The 14,737-nt window shown below is 59.9% G+C and carries 13 protein-coding genes and 5 pseudogenes; 6 read left to right on the top strand and 12 right to left on the bottom strand.

Annotation, left to right across the window (positions count from 1 at the left end; all coding sequences use genetic code 11):
* Window positions 1–79 precede the first annotated feature (79 nt).
* The 3 pseudogenes from RPG13_RS34605 to RPG13_RS34615 form a co-directional block, all read left to right on the top strand.
* Window positions 80–298, top strand: a pseudogene (locus tag RPG13_RS34605) (IS21 family transposase); the annotation flags it as partial.
* Window positions 299–572: 274 nt separating this feature from the next.
* Window positions 573–1,045 (top strand): annotated as a pseudogene (locus RPG13_RS34610) (IS21 family transposase); the annotation flags it as partial.
* Window positions 1,046–1,161: 116 nt separating this feature from the next.
* Window positions 1,162–1,316 (top strand): annotated as a pseudogene (locus RPG13_RS34615) (transposase); the annotation flags it as partial.
* A gap of 37 nt (window positions 1,317–1,353) precedes the next feature.
* On the opposite strand, the gene purD reads toward RPG13_RS34615, so the two are convergent.
* From purD to RPG13_RS34635, 4 genes and pseudogenes are all read right to left on the bottom strand, one after another.
* Window positions 1,354–2,766 carry a phosphoribosylamine--glycine ligase gene (purD, locus tag RPG13_RS34620; protein ID WP_337127149.1) on the bottom strand — a complete coding sequence of 471 codons (1,413 nt, stop codon included), beginning with the start codon at window positions 2,764–2,766 and terminating at the stop codon, window positions 1,354–1,356.
* A gap of 266 nt (window positions 2,767–3,032) precedes the next feature.
* Window positions 3,033–3,710, bottom strand: a complete 678-nt coding sequence (locus tag RPG13_RS34625) for a class I SAM-dependent methyltransferase (protein ID WP_337127150.1) — start codon at window positions 3,708–3,710, stop codon at window positions 3,033–3,035.
* 693 nt (window positions 3,711–4,403) lie between these two features.
* Window positions 4,404–5,081 carry a GntR family transcriptional regulator gene (locus RPG13_RS34630; protein ID WP_337127151.1) on the bottom strand — a complete coding sequence of 226 codons (678 nt, stop codon included), beginning with the start codon at window positions 5,079–5,081 and terminating at the stop codon, window positions 4,404–4,406.
* Between the two features lie 76 nt (window positions 5,082–5,157).
* Window positions 5,158–6,155, bottom strand: a pseudogene (locus RPG13_RS34635) (D-alanine--D-alanine ligase family protein).
* Between the two features lie 597 nt (window positions 6,156–6,752).
* On the opposite strand from RPG13_RS34635, the gene RPG13_RS35095 reads away from it, so the two are divergent.
* A complete protein-coding gene (locus RPG13_RS35095) occupies window positions 6,753–6,950 on the top strand; it encodes a hypothetical protein (RefSeq protein ID WP_442921408.1) in 198 nt (65 codons plus the stop codon).
* 606 nt (window positions 6,951–7,556) lie between these two features.
* Here the strand turns inward: RPG13_RS35095 and RPG13_RS34645 are convergent.
* Window positions 7,557–7,922: a DUF2958 domain-containing protein gene (locus tag RPG13_RS34645; protein ID WP_337127152.1), complete on the bottom strand. Its 366-nt coding sequence runs from the start codon at window positions 7,920–7,922 to the stop codon at window positions 7,557–7,559.
* 320 nt (window positions 7,923–8,242) lie between these two features.
* On the opposite strand from RPG13_RS34645, the gene RPG13_RS34650 reads away from it, so the two are divergent.
* A complete protein-coding gene (locus tag RPG13_RS34650) occupies window positions 8,243–8,569 on the top strand; it encodes a hypothetical protein (protein WP_337127153.1) in 327 nt (108 codons plus the stop codon).
* 84 nt (window positions 8,570–8,653) lie between these two features.
* Here RPG13_RS34650 and RPG13_RS34655 read toward each other — a convergent pair whose 3' ends face one another.
* The 6 genes and pseudogenes from RPG13_RS34655 to RPG13_RS34680 form a co-directional block, all read right to left on the bottom strand.
* Window positions 8,654–8,902, bottom strand: coding sequence for a DUF736 family protein (locus tag RPG13_RS34655; protein WP_337127247.1), 249 nt, complete (start codon window positions 8,900–8,902; stop codon window positions 8,654–8,656).
* 95 nt (window positions 8,903–8,997) lie between these two features.
* Window positions 8,998–9,980: pseudogene (locus tag RPG13_RS34660) on the bottom strand (tyrosine-type recombinase/integrase); the annotation flags it as partial.
* Window positions 9,977–10,897 (bottom strand): tyrosine-type recombinase/integrase, encoded by a 921-nt coding sequence (locus RPG13_RS34665; RefSeq protein WP_337127154.1) that lies wholly within the window; start codon window positions 10,895–10,897, stop codon window positions 9,977–9,979. The gene RPG13_RS34665 and the pseudogene RPG13_RS34660, both read right to left, overlap by 4 nt.
* On the bottom strand, window positions 10,891–11,151 hold the full coding sequence (locus RPG13_RS34670) for a tyrosine-type recombinase/integrase (RefSeq protein WP_442921413.1): 261 nt from the start codon (window positions 11,149–11,151) through the stop codon (window positions 10,891–10,893). Before RPG13_RS34670 ends, RPG13_RS34665 begins: the two co-directional genes overlap by 7 nt.
* 81 nt (window positions 11,152–11,232) lie before the next feature.
* A complete protein-coding gene (locus RPG13_RS34675; RefSeq protein ID WP_337127155.1) occupies window positions 11,233–12,267 on the bottom strand; it encodes an IS481 family transposase in 1,035 nt (344 codons plus the stop codon).
* Window positions 12,268–12,372: 105 nt separating this feature from the next.
* Entirely contained in the window at window positions 12,373–12,816 is a 444-nt protein-coding gene (locus tag RPG13_RS34680; protein ID WP_337127156.1) for a tyrosine-type recombinase/integrase, read from the bottom strand.
* A 907-nt stretch (window positions 12,817–13,723) separates the two neighbouring features.
* Between RPG13_RS34680 and RPG13_RS34685 the strand changes: the two genes are divergently transcribed.
* Window positions 13,724–14,026 carry a DUF736 domain-containing protein gene (locus RPG13_RS34685; protein WP_337127157.1) on the top strand — a complete coding sequence of 101 codons (303 nt, stop codon included), beginning with the start codon at window positions 13,724–13,726 and terminating at the stop codon, window positions 14,024–14,026.
* A 128-nt stretch (window positions 14,027–14,154) separates the two neighbouring features.
* Here RPG13_RS34685 and RPG13_RS34690 read toward each other — a convergent pair whose 3' ends face one another.
* Window positions 14,155–14,607: an RNA polymerase sigma factor gene (locus RPG13_RS34690; protein WP_337127158.1), complete on the bottom strand. Its 453-nt coding sequence runs from the start codon at window positions 14,605–14,607 to the stop codon at window positions 14,155–14,157.
* Between the last annotated feature and the right edge of the window lie 130 nt (window positions 14,608–14,737).

The following is a 14,737-nucleotide window of genomic DNA, read 5'->3' on the forward strand; positions in this document are numbered from 1 at the left end:
GACCCGCACGTAGTGCCACGCCCGGCCATCGCGCGTGATGAACAACGGGGATTCTTCCCGCGCGGCAAAGGGAGAAGGCGCCGGCGACAAGGTCTGCATGGACTATTCCGGCAAGAAGATCCCGATCGTTGATCGAGACACCGGCGATATCCGTGAGGCGGAGATCTTCGTGGCAGTCCTGGGTGCGTCCAGCTTCACCTATGCCGAAGCAACCTGGATCCAGACACTGCCTGATTGGATTGGTTCACACGTCAGGATGTTTCGTTTCTTTGATGGCGTTCCCCGACTGATCGTCCCCGGTTACGTGCCCGGGCACGTAATCGTTAGTTTTGTGTCCCGAACGGTTATGTGCCCCGCAGCCTGTTGATCCAACCGTTCTCGATGACGGCGAGGCACATAACGATCAGAGGCCGGCGAGCCATTCGAGAAGTTTTGGCTCGCTTTGCCAGACTGGTCTTCGGGGCGGTCCCACCGAAGAAGTCGAAGGCACCTGACAGGCCTCAAGCGCCTCCTGCTTCATCTTGATGCTGATCTCGGCATATCGGTTGGTCGTATCCAGGCTGACGTGGCCAAGCCAAGCGTCGATCAGCAGAGCGACGGCCTATCGCATCAAGAAGAATCCGGACCTGCCATCGCAAAAGCAAAGGCTCGCGGCCGGCGACGGCCTGACCCTCTCGAGCACATCTTCGATGCCGAGGTCGTTCCCCTTTTGAAGGTGGCGCCAGGCATCCGTGCTGTCGCCATCTACGAAGAGATGCTGCGGCGGCACCCGGAACTGAGCGAGGGCATTCGCCGGACCCTGGAGCGGCGCATTCGGTCATGGCGCGCCATCCACGGCGAAGAGCAGGAGGTCATCTTCCGTCAGGTTCACGAGCCCGGCCGGCTCGGGCTGTCGGATTTTACCGACATGAGCAGCCTGGGCGTGTCGATCGCTGGCCAGCCGCTCGATCATCTGCTCTACCACTTCCGGCTCGCCTGGTCGGGCTTCGAACACACCCATGTCATTCTCGGTGGCGAGAGCTTCGTGGCCCTGGCCGAAGGACTGCTATAGCGCGACGATCAGGATGAGACGGCGCATTGCCTCGTCTGAATGGTTCCTGAATAGTAAGTCGTTGCCTCATCTGATCTGCTCCCGGCAATGGTGTGGCGGGAGCAGATCAAATGAGGCGTGTAAGCATGGCAACTCGCGATGAATTGGTGGGTGCGGTAAGGCAGCGCTATATTGGGGGTGGCCGTGCCGAAAAGGTGCGGATTCTCGATGAGTCTGTTGCCGTGAGTGGCTTTCACGCAAGCACGCAATGCGGCTGCTTCGCAACGGTTCGCTGGCAGCTCGCAGAGATCCGCACCCGGTTATTAGGGATGGGCTTCGTGGGACATTTGCCACATCCCGTGCCGCGCCAGGCTCTCCCCACTCTGCCGCATCGCATCACCGGGGTCGTAGATCACGCCAATGTCGGAGCGGTAGGACATGCCTGCGAAGCGTATCTTCTCGATGTTCGTATAGGCATGGTGGACGGCTTGCGCAAAATTGTCAGCGACGCCCGTGACATGCAGCACGCGACCGCCTGACGTTACAAAACGGCCCTGGTCATCGCGGCGGACATCAGCGAAGAACAGACGGCAGTTACGACGGTCTAGCGCATCGAGTCCGGAAACGGGAAAGCCGACCTCAAAATTTCCATACGGCCAGCCAGGGTAGCGGATCTCGCGGCCGCCCTCTTCCAATTGTATCGTCGCCCCTTGTCCGGCCACCACATTGCAATAGCATTTATCATCTGTCTCCAGAGACATAGAGCCAAGGGTCCTGTGAAGGACGCTTTCGCAAAGCCGGACGAAATTACTCTGCAACTTGGGCAGGACGACCTCGGCCTCCGAGTCGCCAAAGCGGACATTGATCTCGAGGACTTTGATGCCGTCATGGCATAGCATGGCGCCGACATATATGAAGCCTGTATAGTTCAGGCACTCTCCCAGGATTGCAGCTCGTAGCGGCTCCAGAATCTCGGTCCGTATCTCACGGTAAAGCGCCTTGTCCGCGAGCGGATGCGGGGAGATGGACCCCATGCCTTCGCAATTGACGCCCTTGTTGCCGTCATCTGAGCGCTTGTAGTCCAGTGCTGCCGGACAGACCAAGAAGTCCTTTCCGTCGAAGAGAGCGAAGATTGATATCTCCACTCCGGAGAGACGCTCCTCAACAACTATGCGGTTTCCAGCGTCCTTGTGCGCCCGCTCGAGCATGATTGTTTCGACGGCTTGAATCGCTGACGTTTGATCATCGCAAACATAGGCGCCTTTGCCTCCGCACAGTCCGTCCGCCTTCACGACAACCTCATAGTCAAGCGTGCGGATATATCGCTTGGCCAGTTCGGGCCGGTCGAAGACCTCGAAGCGCGGCGTATTCACACCATACCTCTTAAGGAGCCCCTTCGTGAACGCCTTGCTCGCCTCAAGTCGAGTTGCACCACGGTCCGGACCGATTGTCGGGATCCCACTGGCCCTCAAGAAGTCTACATAGCCGGAAGAGAGCGCGTCCATGTGAGAGACAAAGACGAAGTCTATCCTACGGGCTTGGCAAAATCGCACCGCCGATGCCGGATCGCCTAGCGAAACCTCAGGCACCGTGCAGATGCGCTCGTCAGCTACCGATGAGTTCCCCGGCCCATAGAAGACCCGTACGGACGGATCCGTGCGCTGGAAGAGGTCAGCCAACGCGTGCCCCCTTCCCGTCGAATCGATAAGCAGCACGTTGCGGTTGAGATTCGTCATGGCTTACTCCTCGGTTGTCCGACAACATGGCCTGTTACGTGGATCGCGATCCCTCCCACATTGCGTCTCCAGGGAAGGAAACGCCCGACAAACCACGTAGCCCCGATTAGAGACCGAATGTCCTTGTCAACAGCCTGAGCAACGCGCCCGAGCGATCGTTGGGCACGCGATCAATGAACTGGACAAGGATGATGCCCTCGCAACTCAACCTTCATGGGGTCCGTTGGACGAAATGGCAGTCAAGGCACAATGTAACGATTCTAAGATCATGCGGCGGGGGCACTTTTGCGGAGTGAGAACATCCTAAAGATCCCGCCGCCATGAGGGTAGGTGCCGTACTTGAGAAGTACGGAGGCGAGACCGTTTGCGACGATGATTTCCGAGAGGAGATCGTCCCGCGCGTCACTGGCGAAACCTAAGAGGATGCTGCCCGATTCTGTGAGGAATTCTGGGCCTTCCGATAGAAAGCGGCCGAGCAATTTATAACCCGGATTGATGGCTCCTCGTTCGAGGTTGTCCCTATACTCGTAATCGACCTCCGCAAAGATAGTTGGACAGTTCCAAAATATAAAATCGAATTTTCGGTGGGGTGGAATATTGCTAAATATATCGCTTTCGATTACCTCGACGTTTTGGATGCCGTTTCTTGCCGCATTTTCCAACGTATTAGCGACCGCCTTAGGATCAATATCACAAGCGACCAAGGAGGCTGCGCCGAATTTCGCAAGGTACAGTCCTGGGAGGCCGAAGCCGCACCCGATCTCAAGGATGCTTTTTCCGGCAAAAGGAGGAAAATTCTCAGTATGCCAGCGCCAACTTTGGAAATCTTGTGGTGGAAAGACGCCTTCATGTATAGTCAAGTCTAGTCCAAATTCCTGCATATACATCGGAAAAGTATACTGCTGGCTGAGTTCGAGCCTCGTCTTGGTCTGATCAAGGTCCATCGATTCATGCCCTCCTTGAGCTTCGCACTATAGACGCCGCGAACGGCTCACAACCCTCTGTAGACTTTGGCGCGTCAGCAAAAACCGTCTTATTCACGTCATACCTGTCCCATATAGATATGAGTGAACGGATTCATAAGAAAAAACAAGCATCATATTCGAATATATTTTCGAATATATTTCATAATAACTGGCAGCCACTTCGCAACAATGTTCAGAATGGACAAGTGCCGGGGTGACCTTGCCCATCCTATTCATGAGGAGTGTGGTTACTTCGCCACCAGCGCTCGGCCATGAAGGTGTGAGGCCCGCTTCCACCGCAGCTTTGGAACGCACTGGCGGGTCAAGGTATCGGGTTCGACGGGGCTTTGATGCCCCGGCAGTCACGGCCTGCGGGCTGCAGTGTGAGAGCGATTGTCGGAACAGGCTGGCCTCGGGGACACGCGGCGGCGGAGGCCAGCGGATGCGCGAGAGGGTTTCGATGACCCGGTGCTTAAGGAGGCGCCCTGCCGCCGCAAGCGGGATATTGGGTGCAGCCGCCTCAAGCGGCGACCGTATGTGAGCTTGACTAGGCTCGATTAACCGAGCCGTGTCACGCAATCGGGCCCAGCTCTGGATTCCGCTGCCAATTGGAGCAACCCGATGCCGCCCTAACACACCTCTTGACCTCAGCATCGTCATGTGAGCTCGGGATCACACACCTAAAGAGCGAGCAATACCCTCCCTGACAAGATCATTCATTCGAGCAAGCTTCTTGTCGCGCTGATGCCGCAGATTGACCATTGCAGCCGTAACATCTTGACGTTCCAATGCACTAATGAGGGCAGTCATGTCCAAAGTGATTTCATCGAGGTTGTTCTCCGTTTCCAAGTATATTAGACGCACGAAGCGGGTCTGGTCGTTAAAATTACGGATGGAATTGAGCATGACTCCATTTCCGCTGAGCGCCGCAATATGAATATAGAGTCCCTCGATAAATTTTGCGAAACATACTAGCGTTTCATCTGTCTCGTGGTTGGCTAACACACCACCTCGAACAATTGAATTTTCTGGACGTATCATTTCCATTATAAATTCGCCACGCCTATGCTCAAGTGCATGAATTGAAATCTGGAATGCGAATTCATAAAGATCGCTCATTTTTTTTTCATTGAGCGTCTTTGCAAAGAAACCTCGATTTGACGTTAAGTCAACGAGATCTTCGCCATGGAGACGCGCCAACGCTTCTCGCACTGGCGTCGCACTAACGTGCAGTCGATCTGCAATGCTCATAGGGCTTAGCGGCTCTCCGGGGCGGAACCGATAATTCACGACGAGCTCCTTCAGTCTGTGGTAGGTCGACTCGGTTTTGTCTCGAGCAATTCCTGCCATAGGCTATCTCATCTCCTCCGCCGTTCGCGCGTGCCAGGTGCCTGTCGGCGGAAGCCTTATCTCCTCGCCAGCCGTTCTAGACCATGCCGATTCCGAAATACCGCGTTTGAGCGACATCGAGGATGCGATTAAGCAAGCTCAAGAAGCTGTATCCGGCGGTCTTTGCGGCCAAGACATAGGTGGCGCTCATAGCGAGTGCCGGATTGGGGTTGATCTCCAGGACAAAGGGCTGGCCAGAGCGGTCGATCCGGAGATCAACGCGGGCGTAATCTCGGGACTGGGAGGCATGGAAGGTCGCAACCGAAATATCCCGCAACATCGTCGCAAGCTCGCTCCCGATGTGCGCCGGGCAAACTTCGGCGCCGCCGTCACCGCTATGTCCTTCTTGTCTTCCCATGTGACCAGGTGCGTTTCGCGGCCGCCGAAGTCATACTCCACCAGAGGCAGCACCTCGAGTTCGCCGTTTCCCAGCAGCGGAACGCAGAGTTCCCGCCCCTCGATGTATTCTTCCACGAGCGCATCCTGCGAATACCGCGCAACGATCACTTCTACCGCCTTCCTCAAGTGAGCGGGCTCATGTACGAGTTGCAATCCGAAACTGACGGATTCGTGACGCGGCTTCACTACCACTGGGAATCGTAGGTCGCTAGTACTCTCGGTGCCGTGACGCATCACGCGAAAGTTCGGCGTCGGCACGCCGCTATCCCGGATAAGCCTCTTGGTGATGACTTTGTCGAGCGCCAGCCCATGCCCAAGCGGACCCGGTCCGGTGTACGGAACGCCGGCCATTGCAAGCATGGCCGGAACGTGAGTGCTAGGATACTCGCCCTGAATTCCGTTGGCCATGTTGAAGACGATTCCCGAGGGACGGCCTTGCGGATCAGGTGGCATGAACCGCTCTAGTATAGCGAGCAGTCCTTTATCCCCTTCGCACAGCAGCGTCTCATGGCCGCCCTCTTGCAGTGCCGCCACCACGCTTTCGACCTGCTCGCGGTCGTCGAACTCCGGGCGAGGCTGTCCGAACCGGTTGATTACGCCAGTATTATCATGGTTCCACACGACGGCTACCCGCATCAGCTACTACCTGGATGTTTGCCCGCTGTCACATTCATTCGCGCGCATTTGGTTGATCGAGGGGAAAACTCTTCTGGACCTCGGAGCCTTAACTGTGCCCCATGCAATCGGCGTGCCACCGAAGAGGTTTTGCGAGCAAAAGGAGAAAACCATATATTTTCGTGCAGCGCCGACGGAATACCTGCTTGTCAGCGTGTCGGGTTTCGAACGTAGACGTCTTCAATCGGACACGGCTGTATGCGAGACACGGAACGTCGAATGATAACGGTCGCCTCTCGTCGCGAACGTCTGCTCGACAGTGATACTCCCCAATAGCTCCGCGGCGGACTTCAGCGAGTGAGAAGGTCAAACGGAGAGTATGGCGCAACGGTCAAATGGCAGCGGGAAACCAGATCATGGATACAGGCCATGAGCGCGCCAGATTGAATTGGGCCCGTTCCGCGAACCCCCATTACGGGCCGGCGGTATGTGACAGCCGCATACATGTTAATCGGCTCGTCGAGACGGGCGATTTCAGACAGGTCGGTACCGCAGAGAACCATCGATTGCCGCTGGCGAAACAACGACCACCCGGCAGGAGCCGTCCACGTCGATGCGATGGAGCGCAGCGTCCAAAGCATCGAGCAAGACGGGATTTATCACGTTGAGCTTGGCGGGCCGGTTGAGTTTCAGCGTGACGATCCCGTCTTCGCTCGCCGCACGAAGCCCTTCACCTCCAAGACCATCGGCAAGGCCGAGCGCTTCATCCAGGCTGCTCTGATAGAATGGGCCTACGGCAAGGCCTATGACGCCTAGCCAAGGCGATGCGCTCGTCGCTGCTCACGCTAGACCAGCTTTTGCGCAAGACGGATGTAGAAACGTTGCCGAAAGGACACAGATGATGAACGCATTCGAATACTCGGCTAAATCGCCGATGATGCACTGGATTTGGTTTCTCATGATTCTTGTGCTGCCCTTTTCGTATATATACCGAACGGTGAAATTAAGGCCGTTCTGGGAGCGCTGCTCCTTACTCTGCTTGTAATAGCATTCTTCAATGTCGCGCCGCCTTTCGTGACGCGCAGGGAAGTCGAGCATGCAAACAAAAACCGAAAAATTGCTGGTTCTTGGTTCGAAGAGGGGCCTGTATTGGCAACATTGTTACATAGGGTCGTGATCGTGTGGGAGGACGGTGGCAAACGAGAACGACAGTCGATAGGGGCGACGTGGGCCACTGTCAGATAACCAATTCCAGAAAGGGCAGGATGACAGGGGTAGGTTTCTGACCAGTCAAGGGCGTTTTGTTTCGAGGCAGGACGGGAAGCGCCATTGCTGCCAAGCAGGTTCATCGCGATTGCATGATGTTGACCAGTCAGCATTTGTGGTGAAAGGGGCCTGGGCGGAAGCCCAGGCCCCTTTCGATTACGCGGCGATGAAACCGCGACGGCGAGCGTCGTCGGCATAAGCCGAAATGGGCTTGCTGGCGACAAAGGTCATATCGTAGTCGACGAGGCTGCCAAACGGCCCGCGCAAGCTGTCTAGGTCTGACAAGGCGACATAGCCCAGTTCCGGGCATCCCATGCCAAGGTCGCAAAGGCCGAAAAACACTTCGGAATCGCGGTCGAACTCGGTCAGGAGCCAAGTGGCCCGGCCGGTCGGCACGATAAGCTTCACAACGGGCTTATGATCAAGCTCGGGGTGTTCGACCTCGCGGGCAACGCAATTCGCTTGGTAATTACGCTCCGGGCGGGCGATCATTTCTGCAGGAAGGCGTGAGAGTAGTGCCATGGTAAGATCTCCTTTCGTCTCGATGACGGAAGGGCCGTACTTCACGTGCGAAGCGGGTCAGGGACCGCAGAGCGGCCGCCAGCGGCGGGCGACGGGGGAGCCGATTTTTTCGGCCAGGGCGCTAGCCCGATCTTGGGCCGGAAAAATCGGGGGGACCGTCGATCCTTTACCCGCGACAAGCGGGAAGTACGATGCGAGGTCATTGAGAGGGGGCAACCAAGGCCGCGACTAGCGGCCTTGTCCGAATAGAACTTGTCCGTATAGAAACTGGGGGAGGGGGCGCATGGAGGATTTCGGCGATCTCAGACGAAACTGACGAGTTGGCAGAAACGCTGGTTCATACGATGGCAATTATTTATGCCAGCGATCCACCATCAAGACAGCGGATTGCAGATGCCTACCGCGATGCGCAAAGTCTGATATGCGCGATCGCCAAAGACGGCTCGGCCCGGCCTCGTGTCGTCGCATGCCTAGAGCGCTATGAAGCTTACAGACAGGCTGGTGATACTGCTGCTGCCGGCTGGATGTTGGCGGCGGTTACGGAACGGTTGAACGAGCGGAACTTACACGATTGGAAAAAGCTGAAGCGCGTCGTCGACAAAGCGTTGCTGTTGCTACCATCGTCGGGCGCCACGGCGCTGCATTGAGAAAATAGGGCCGCCGCCGACGCGGCGGCACGATCAGGACCGGCTCTAAGCGCGCGGAAAGCCCGCCTATCGGCGGGCTCGCTGTTAGTTCTTGGGGCGGTTCCAGATGATGGCGAACACGTCGTCGTCATCCTGTCCCGGCGCTGGTCCCAAGTTCGCGTGAAGCTTGCGGGGCAGCTCGGGCGCGTCGATCGTCAGCGAGATATGCGTTTTGCCGGTTTCCTCGTTCTCGTTGAGCCAAGCCGCTCCAACGCCGGTTTTCCGGGGCTTTCGACCTCGTTGCGCTCCACATAATATCGGCGCCGGAGCCGCGACGCCTCGCTGCGTAAGCAGGCGCCGCGGGTGCGATCAGCGCGACCAGATGAGCGCATGCTCGCCATCTTCGCCCTCGAAGAGATTGGCGTAGATCGGCGCGGCGCCGGTGGCATGTCGGCCAGCAGCGACGCGATCAGCGCATCCGGCGCCTTGAACCGACCGCGGCGCAGAGCGGGCGGCAACACCGCCTCGACGGCCTCGAGCTTTTCGGACGGATCCATCTGGAGGTACACTTCGGTGGTACGAATATCGGCGTGGCCGAGCCACAGTGCGACCTTGCGGATATCGCGCGTGGCTTGGAGCATCAGCACCGCGCAGCTGTGCCGCAGCAGATGCGGCGTCAGTGTGCGCCCGACCAGCGTCGGGCAGGAGCAGGCAGCAACGGCACCATGCCCAGGATATATTCGAAGCCGGCGCGGGTCATGGCCAGCCCTTGCGCATTGACGAACAGCTCCGGCGCTGATGCCGTTCCGCGTATCGCGAGCCACGCGCGCATGTCGCGAGCGGTCTCCTTCCAGAGCGGAAGGCTGCGCTCGCGGCGACCCTTGCCGTGGACCAGGATGCTGGGCGACGGCTGCAAGGTAATGTTCTCCAGCGTGAGCCCGACCAACTCGGAGACGCGCAGGCCGGCGGCGAAGCACAGATGGAGCATCGCCCGGTCACGGATGCCCAGGCGTGTCGTCAGATCTGGCGCATCGAGCACGGTGCGCACCTCCGCCATCGTCAGATGGCGGATCAGCTTCTGGCCATGACGCTTGCCCGGGATGGCGTTGATCTGCGCGACCTGCATTAGCGCGCTCGGACACTTGAGCTCGATGTAACGCATGAACGCCTTGATCGCGGCGAGCCGCAGATTGCGTGTCGCCGGGCTGTTGCCGCGATCCTGCTCGATGTGGGACAGGAACGCGAGCACCATATCGGCGTCGATCTGCTCAAGCGCGAGCCGCGACGGGCGCGTGTGCAGCCGCCGCGCTGCAAACGCGAACAGCAGCTTGAAGCTGTGCGCGTAGGCCTCGCAGCTGTGCGGACTATAGCCGCGCTGGCGCGGCATGTGCTCACGCAGGAAGTTCGTGATGAGCGGGGCGATCGGCGTCATGCGACCTCCCCGGCGACGAGCGCCTCGGCGGCCGAGGCGATATCGCCCATTAGATCGGGCGTGGCCTCCAGATACCAGTAGGTGTGCTTGATGTGCCCGTGGCCGAGGTAGGTGGAGAGCGCGACGAAGTCGCGCGCCACATCGTCGCGCCGCGTCGCGCAATGCTCCAGTACGCGCGTCGCGAAGGTGTGACGCAGGTCGTGGGTGCGCGGACGGCGTGATCGGCCTTGGCCGATGCCCGCCTTGCGCAGGATGACCTGGAAGTTGCTACGCACCGTGCCATGACCGAGTTGCTTCCCGTCCACCGACAGGAAGACATGGTCGCCGGTTCCGGCGACGCGCCGGCGGATCTCAAGATAAGTGTGCAGCGCTTCGACCACGCTGGGATGCATCGGGACGAGCCGGCTCCTGTTGAACTTGGTCTGACGGATGTGCAGCACGCCATCGGGTAGCAGGTCGCCAAGCCTCAGGTTCAATGCTTCGGAGACGCGCAAGCCAGTCGATGCGAGCAGCCCCAGCAACATCACATAGACATGCCGCCTGAGCGGACTTGGTTTCTGGCGCCGCAGATTGCCCGCAGCATCTAGCATGCGGGCGAGTTCCACGGGCGTATAGATATACGGCGCCGGCCGCGACCGTGAGCGGTAGTAGAGATGATGCCGCGGCACCTCGTGCGCAGGATCCTCTGCATGGAGGAAGCGCGCGAAGAGCGCTACTTCCTGAAGCCGCCGATAGTGGCTGTCCTGGGTCGAAGAGACTGCCACCGCCCAGGCCAGCGCCGTCGCGGCGCGGACATGGGTATCCCCGTGTTCCATTGCATGGTGCGCGAACGCTGTGAGGTGGCGCGCGGTCTTTTCGAGCTTGAAGCCGAGCGATCGGCGCAGCACGATGTAACGATCAGCATCATCGATCAGCATGGCAGCCTCCCGGGCCAGGGCTGCGCGATCGCCGATAAAAGCGCGATGTCGACCTTGGCGTAATGTGCGGTCATCGCCGGCGCACGATGCCGCAGCACGGTGCCGACGCCCGCCAGGCTGACGCCATGACGCAGCATCGCGGTCGCGGCCGAGTGGCGCAGCATATGCGCGCCCTTGTAGTGACTTTCAACGCCGCCGCGCTCCAGCGCGCGTTTCACTACGCACTTGACCGTGATGCGATCGATCGGCCGCAGCGGCGCATTTTCGGTGTAGAAGTTTGCACTTGATCGGACAGTTGGCGTCTGAGAATGGTCGGTTTTGCCTGTCCGATGGGATCAGGCAGCGATCATTTTCTCCTTCGCCAGCGGGGCCGTGTCAAGGAAGGTCTGCATCGGCGTCTTGCCAAAACACCAGCGGCCCTGATGTGGGCGCTCCTCATTGTAACTTCTGACCCATTCATCCAGATCGGCCTGCAGCTCCTCGATCGAGCCGTAGATCTTCTTCCTGAAGGCGACCCGGTAGAACTCGTCCAGCACCGTCTTGTGGAACCGTTCAACGATGCCATTGGTCTGCGGGTTCTTGGTCTTGGTGCGGGAATGATCCACGTCCTCGACCGCCAGATAGAGCTCGTACTCGTGGTGTTCGGGATTGCCGCAATATTCGGTGCCGCGGTCGGTCAGCACCCGGCTTAGCTTCACCTCGTGGGCGTCGAAGAACGGCACCACGCGGTCGTTGAGGAGATCGGCGGCGATGATCGGCGTCTTGCGATCATAGAGCTTGGCGAAGGCGACCTTCGAATAGGTGTCGAGGAAGGTCTGCTGGTAGATGCGTCCGACCCCTTTCATGTTGCCGACATAGAAGGTGTCCTGGCCGCCGCAATAGCCCGGGCATTCACTCTCGAACTCACCATGCGCCTCCTTGTCCAGCTTGGCCTTTTCCAGCGCCGCCAATTGGCTCTCGGTGAGCACGACACCGTCCTCGGCGACCTTGGCCTCCAGCGCCTTCAGCCGCTTCTTCATCGTCTCCAGATCGTGACGCTGCCACACCCCGCGGACGCCCGACGGCGAGACCGAGTGGCCGAGCTTGCGCATTTCGTTGGCGATGCGGGTCTGCCCATAGGCGGGATATTCCAGCGTCAGCTCGAGGATGATCGCCTCGACCTCGGGCGGCGTGCGGTTGGCCAACAGCGGTTTCCTGCGCGTCAGTTCCTGCAGCGCCAGTTCGCCGCCGGTCTCGTAAAGCTCCTTGAAGCGGTAGAAGCTGTCGCGCGAATAGCCCATCATCTTGCAGGCCTGGCTGACATTGCCGAGCTGTTTGGCCAGCTCCAGCAGCCCCACCTTGGCGCGGATGATCTTTTGGTCCTTGGTCATGTCAGTGTCCTTTCTAACGCCGAGGCCGGGCGCTGCGAACCCTGACCACTCCGCGCCCGGCCTCGGCTCAAGCTTCAGCCTAGGACACCGTCTGTCAGATAAAGTTTAAACTTTTACATTTTCGGTCAGGAACAGCGCGCGTGCCGGCAGCGCCGCGCGCCCGCGCTCGAGATAGGCGATGAGCGCGTCGCCGACCTCCTGGGTCAGCGGGAGCAGTTCCTCGCGACGGCCCTTTCCGTACAGGCGGATGCTCCCCTGCAGCCAGTCGATATCGTCGAAGCTGAGCCGCGCCACCTCGCTCGCGCGCAGGCCGAGCCGGACGAGCAGCAGGATAATGGCGCGATCGCGCAGACGGCGTTCGCCGTCGCATGCGGCGATGATCCGCGCGATATCAGCTTCGGGCAGGAACCGCGGGATGGACGCGAGCCGCCACCCCGCTGCATCGGGCATCGCATGGTCCAGCCCCGGCAGGCACCGCCCCGTCGCGATCAGGAAGCGCAGGAACGCGCGGATGGCAACGCCGATGCCTTTCAGGCGCGCGACGGACACGGTCCCGACGCGCCCAAGCATATGCCCGGATTGCGGTAGCGTCATATGCCGCCGGGTCCTCGCCAAGCACCTCGACGAATGGGGCGATGGCGCCTCGGTATGTGCCCAGGGTCGTTTCGGCCAAGCCATGTTGCTCGCGCGCCCAGGCTGTGAACTCGGTCACGAGTGGCGGCTCCGGTTTTGCCGGCAAGCACGGCAACACGCCTCGATCCTCGAGATAGCTGATGAACAGTTTGGCGGTCCCGACCGCGTCATTGTTGACGTCGCCGCGGAAGCGCGGCGGATGTCCCGCTTGGATCAAGGCGAACGATGCCGCGTATGCCTCGCGGATCACAGCGAGCGTGTAGCCTTCCGCGCGTGCCCAGTGCGTCCAACTCGCAAGCAGCCGCATCCTCTCGACGATGGTAAGCGGCGTATATCGCCGCTCACGAAGCCATTCAGCAAAGTCCGCCGCGTGGTCTGCGGCCATTCCCGCCTTCAAGCGGTCCCAGACCGCGTTCTTACGAACATAAACACCTGTCGGCATGTCGCCTCTTTTGCATGTGGAAGCGGGACTATGTCAGGGCGGCTTTTATTCGGAACGTCAGCGGTGTGCCTAGTGCTGTCGTACAATGCGAGAACAGCCGAAGACGTGTGGTATTTCTCCCGGAATGCTGTGGTGCCTCGCGACCGACGGGCCTTGTTCGGGCGGATCGGCCCCGGAGATGCGGTCTTCGACCCAGCCTTCCCCGCAACGGCACACGGCCATCTTCTTCCCCGCGGCTGCGCCGCTCCTCGCGCAGCAACAAGACGCTTACCGCCCTCCGCTCACGCTGCGGCCCTGCGGGTGCGGGTCGGCCGTCCCGGGGTTCCAGATCGCCACAAGGCCGCGATGGTCGCGGGCTTGAGCACAGCGAAGGAGACTATCATGACCCAGATCGGTTCGTTCACCCGCGGCGCCGACGGCATCTACACCGGCACCATCAAGACGCTCGCGTTCGACGTCAAAGCCCGCCTCGTGCCCAGCGACCCCTCCACCACAAGCGAGAAAGCGCCCGACCTCCGGGTGGTCGTCTCTGGGGTCGAAATCGGTGCCGCATGGCGCCGGACCTCGAAGGACGACAGGCCCTACCACTCGGTGAAGCTCGACGATCCCTCGTTCGCCGGGCCGATCTACGCCAATCTCTTCGAGGGCGAAGATGGCGAGCATGCGCTCATCTGGTCGCGCTGATCGCACCCGCGGCGCCTGCTTACGCAGCGAGGCGTCGCGGCTCCGGCGCCGATATTATGTGGAGCGCAACGAGGTCGAAAGCCCCGGAAAACCGGCATTCCCAGCACCCAACTCCGCATAATCCCGCACTACGCATAATCGGCGCGACCGGACATGGTGCGCCAGCTCGGGGCGTCCTTCTTCGTCTTCTCGATCGGAACCATCTGGGCAAGGGCCAGCCTGTCGGAGACCTCCATCTCCGGAGAGGGACGCGGGTCCGCAGCAATCTCTGCCTCGGACTGATTGAGACCGATCATGCCTTTCCGGCGTCGGGCTCGCCCGACATGATCGGCGGCCACGTTGTATGCCACGCGATAGACCCAGGTCCGCAGCGAGCAGCGTCCGTCAAAAGACTTCAGACTGCGCCAGAGCTGAAGATGGATGTCCTGCACGAGATCCTGCCGCTCGGCGGGATCGGCTTCATATGCTGCCGCCAGCCGCGCCAGCGCGCCGCCCAGCAGTTCCACCGCCAGCGCGTAGCGTTGGTCGACGTCTTCCGGCACAACGGGCTCGGTCTCGCCTCTCTTGTCTTGGCGTACCATGGTCATCTTCAGATAGTCGTGCCCGAGCGGAATTTCTTACACGTCGCCGAAGCGGTCGTTGGGCCGTTTGTTTGACAGCGGGCTTGCCCGCCTGCACGATGCGATCGTTACCCGCATGGGAGAAACCGCT

Origin of the sequence: Mesorhizobium sp. ISC15 (assembly GCF_037162615.1) — a bacterium.
GTDB classification, from domain to species: Bacteria; Pseudomonadota; Alphaproteobacteria; order Rhizobiales; family Rhizobiaceae; genus Mesorhizobium; species Mesorhizobium mediterraneum.

What these genes read in the sequence shown, in the direction of transcription:
- purD (WP_337127149.1), bottom strand. Translation starts at nt 2,766, where the DNA reads ATGACGAATCTCAACCGCAACGTGCTGCTTATCGATTCGACGGGAAGG.
- RPG13_RS34625 (WP_337127150.1), bottom strand. Translation starts at nt 3,710, where the DNA reads ATGGACCTTGATCAGACCAAGACGAGGCTCGAACTCAGCCAGCAGTAT.
- RPG13_RS34630 (WP_337127151.1), bottom strand. Translation starts at nt 5,081, where the DNA reads ATGGCAGGAATTGCTCGAGACAAAACCGAGTCGACCTACCACAGACTG.
- RPG13_RS35095 (WP_442921408.1), top strand. Translation starts at nt 6,753, where the DNA reads ATGGAGCGCAGCGTCCAAAGCATCGAGCAAGACGGGATTTATCACGTT.
- RPG13_RS34645 (WP_337127152.1), bottom strand. Translation starts at nt 7,922, where the DNA reads ATGGCACTACTCTCACGCCTTCCTGCAGAAATGATCGCCCGCCCGGAG.
- RPG13_RS34665 (WP_337127154.1), bottom strand. Translation starts at nt 10,897, where the DNA reads ATGCTGATCGATGATGCTGATCGTTACATCGTGCTGCGCCGATCGCTC.
- RPG13_RS34675 (WP_337127155.1), bottom strand. Translation starts at nt 12,267, where the DNA reads ATGACCAAGGACCAAAAGATCATCCGCGCCAAGGTGGGGCTGCTGGAG.
- RPG13_RS34685 (WP_337127157.1), top strand. Translation starts at nt 13,724, where the DNA reads ATGACCCAGATCGGTTCGTTCACCCGCGGCGCCGACGGCATCTACACC.
- RPG13_RS34690 (WP_337127158.1), bottom strand. Translation starts at nt 14,607, where the DNA reads ATGGTACGCCAAGACAAGAGAGGCGAGACCGAGCCCGTTGTGCCGGAA.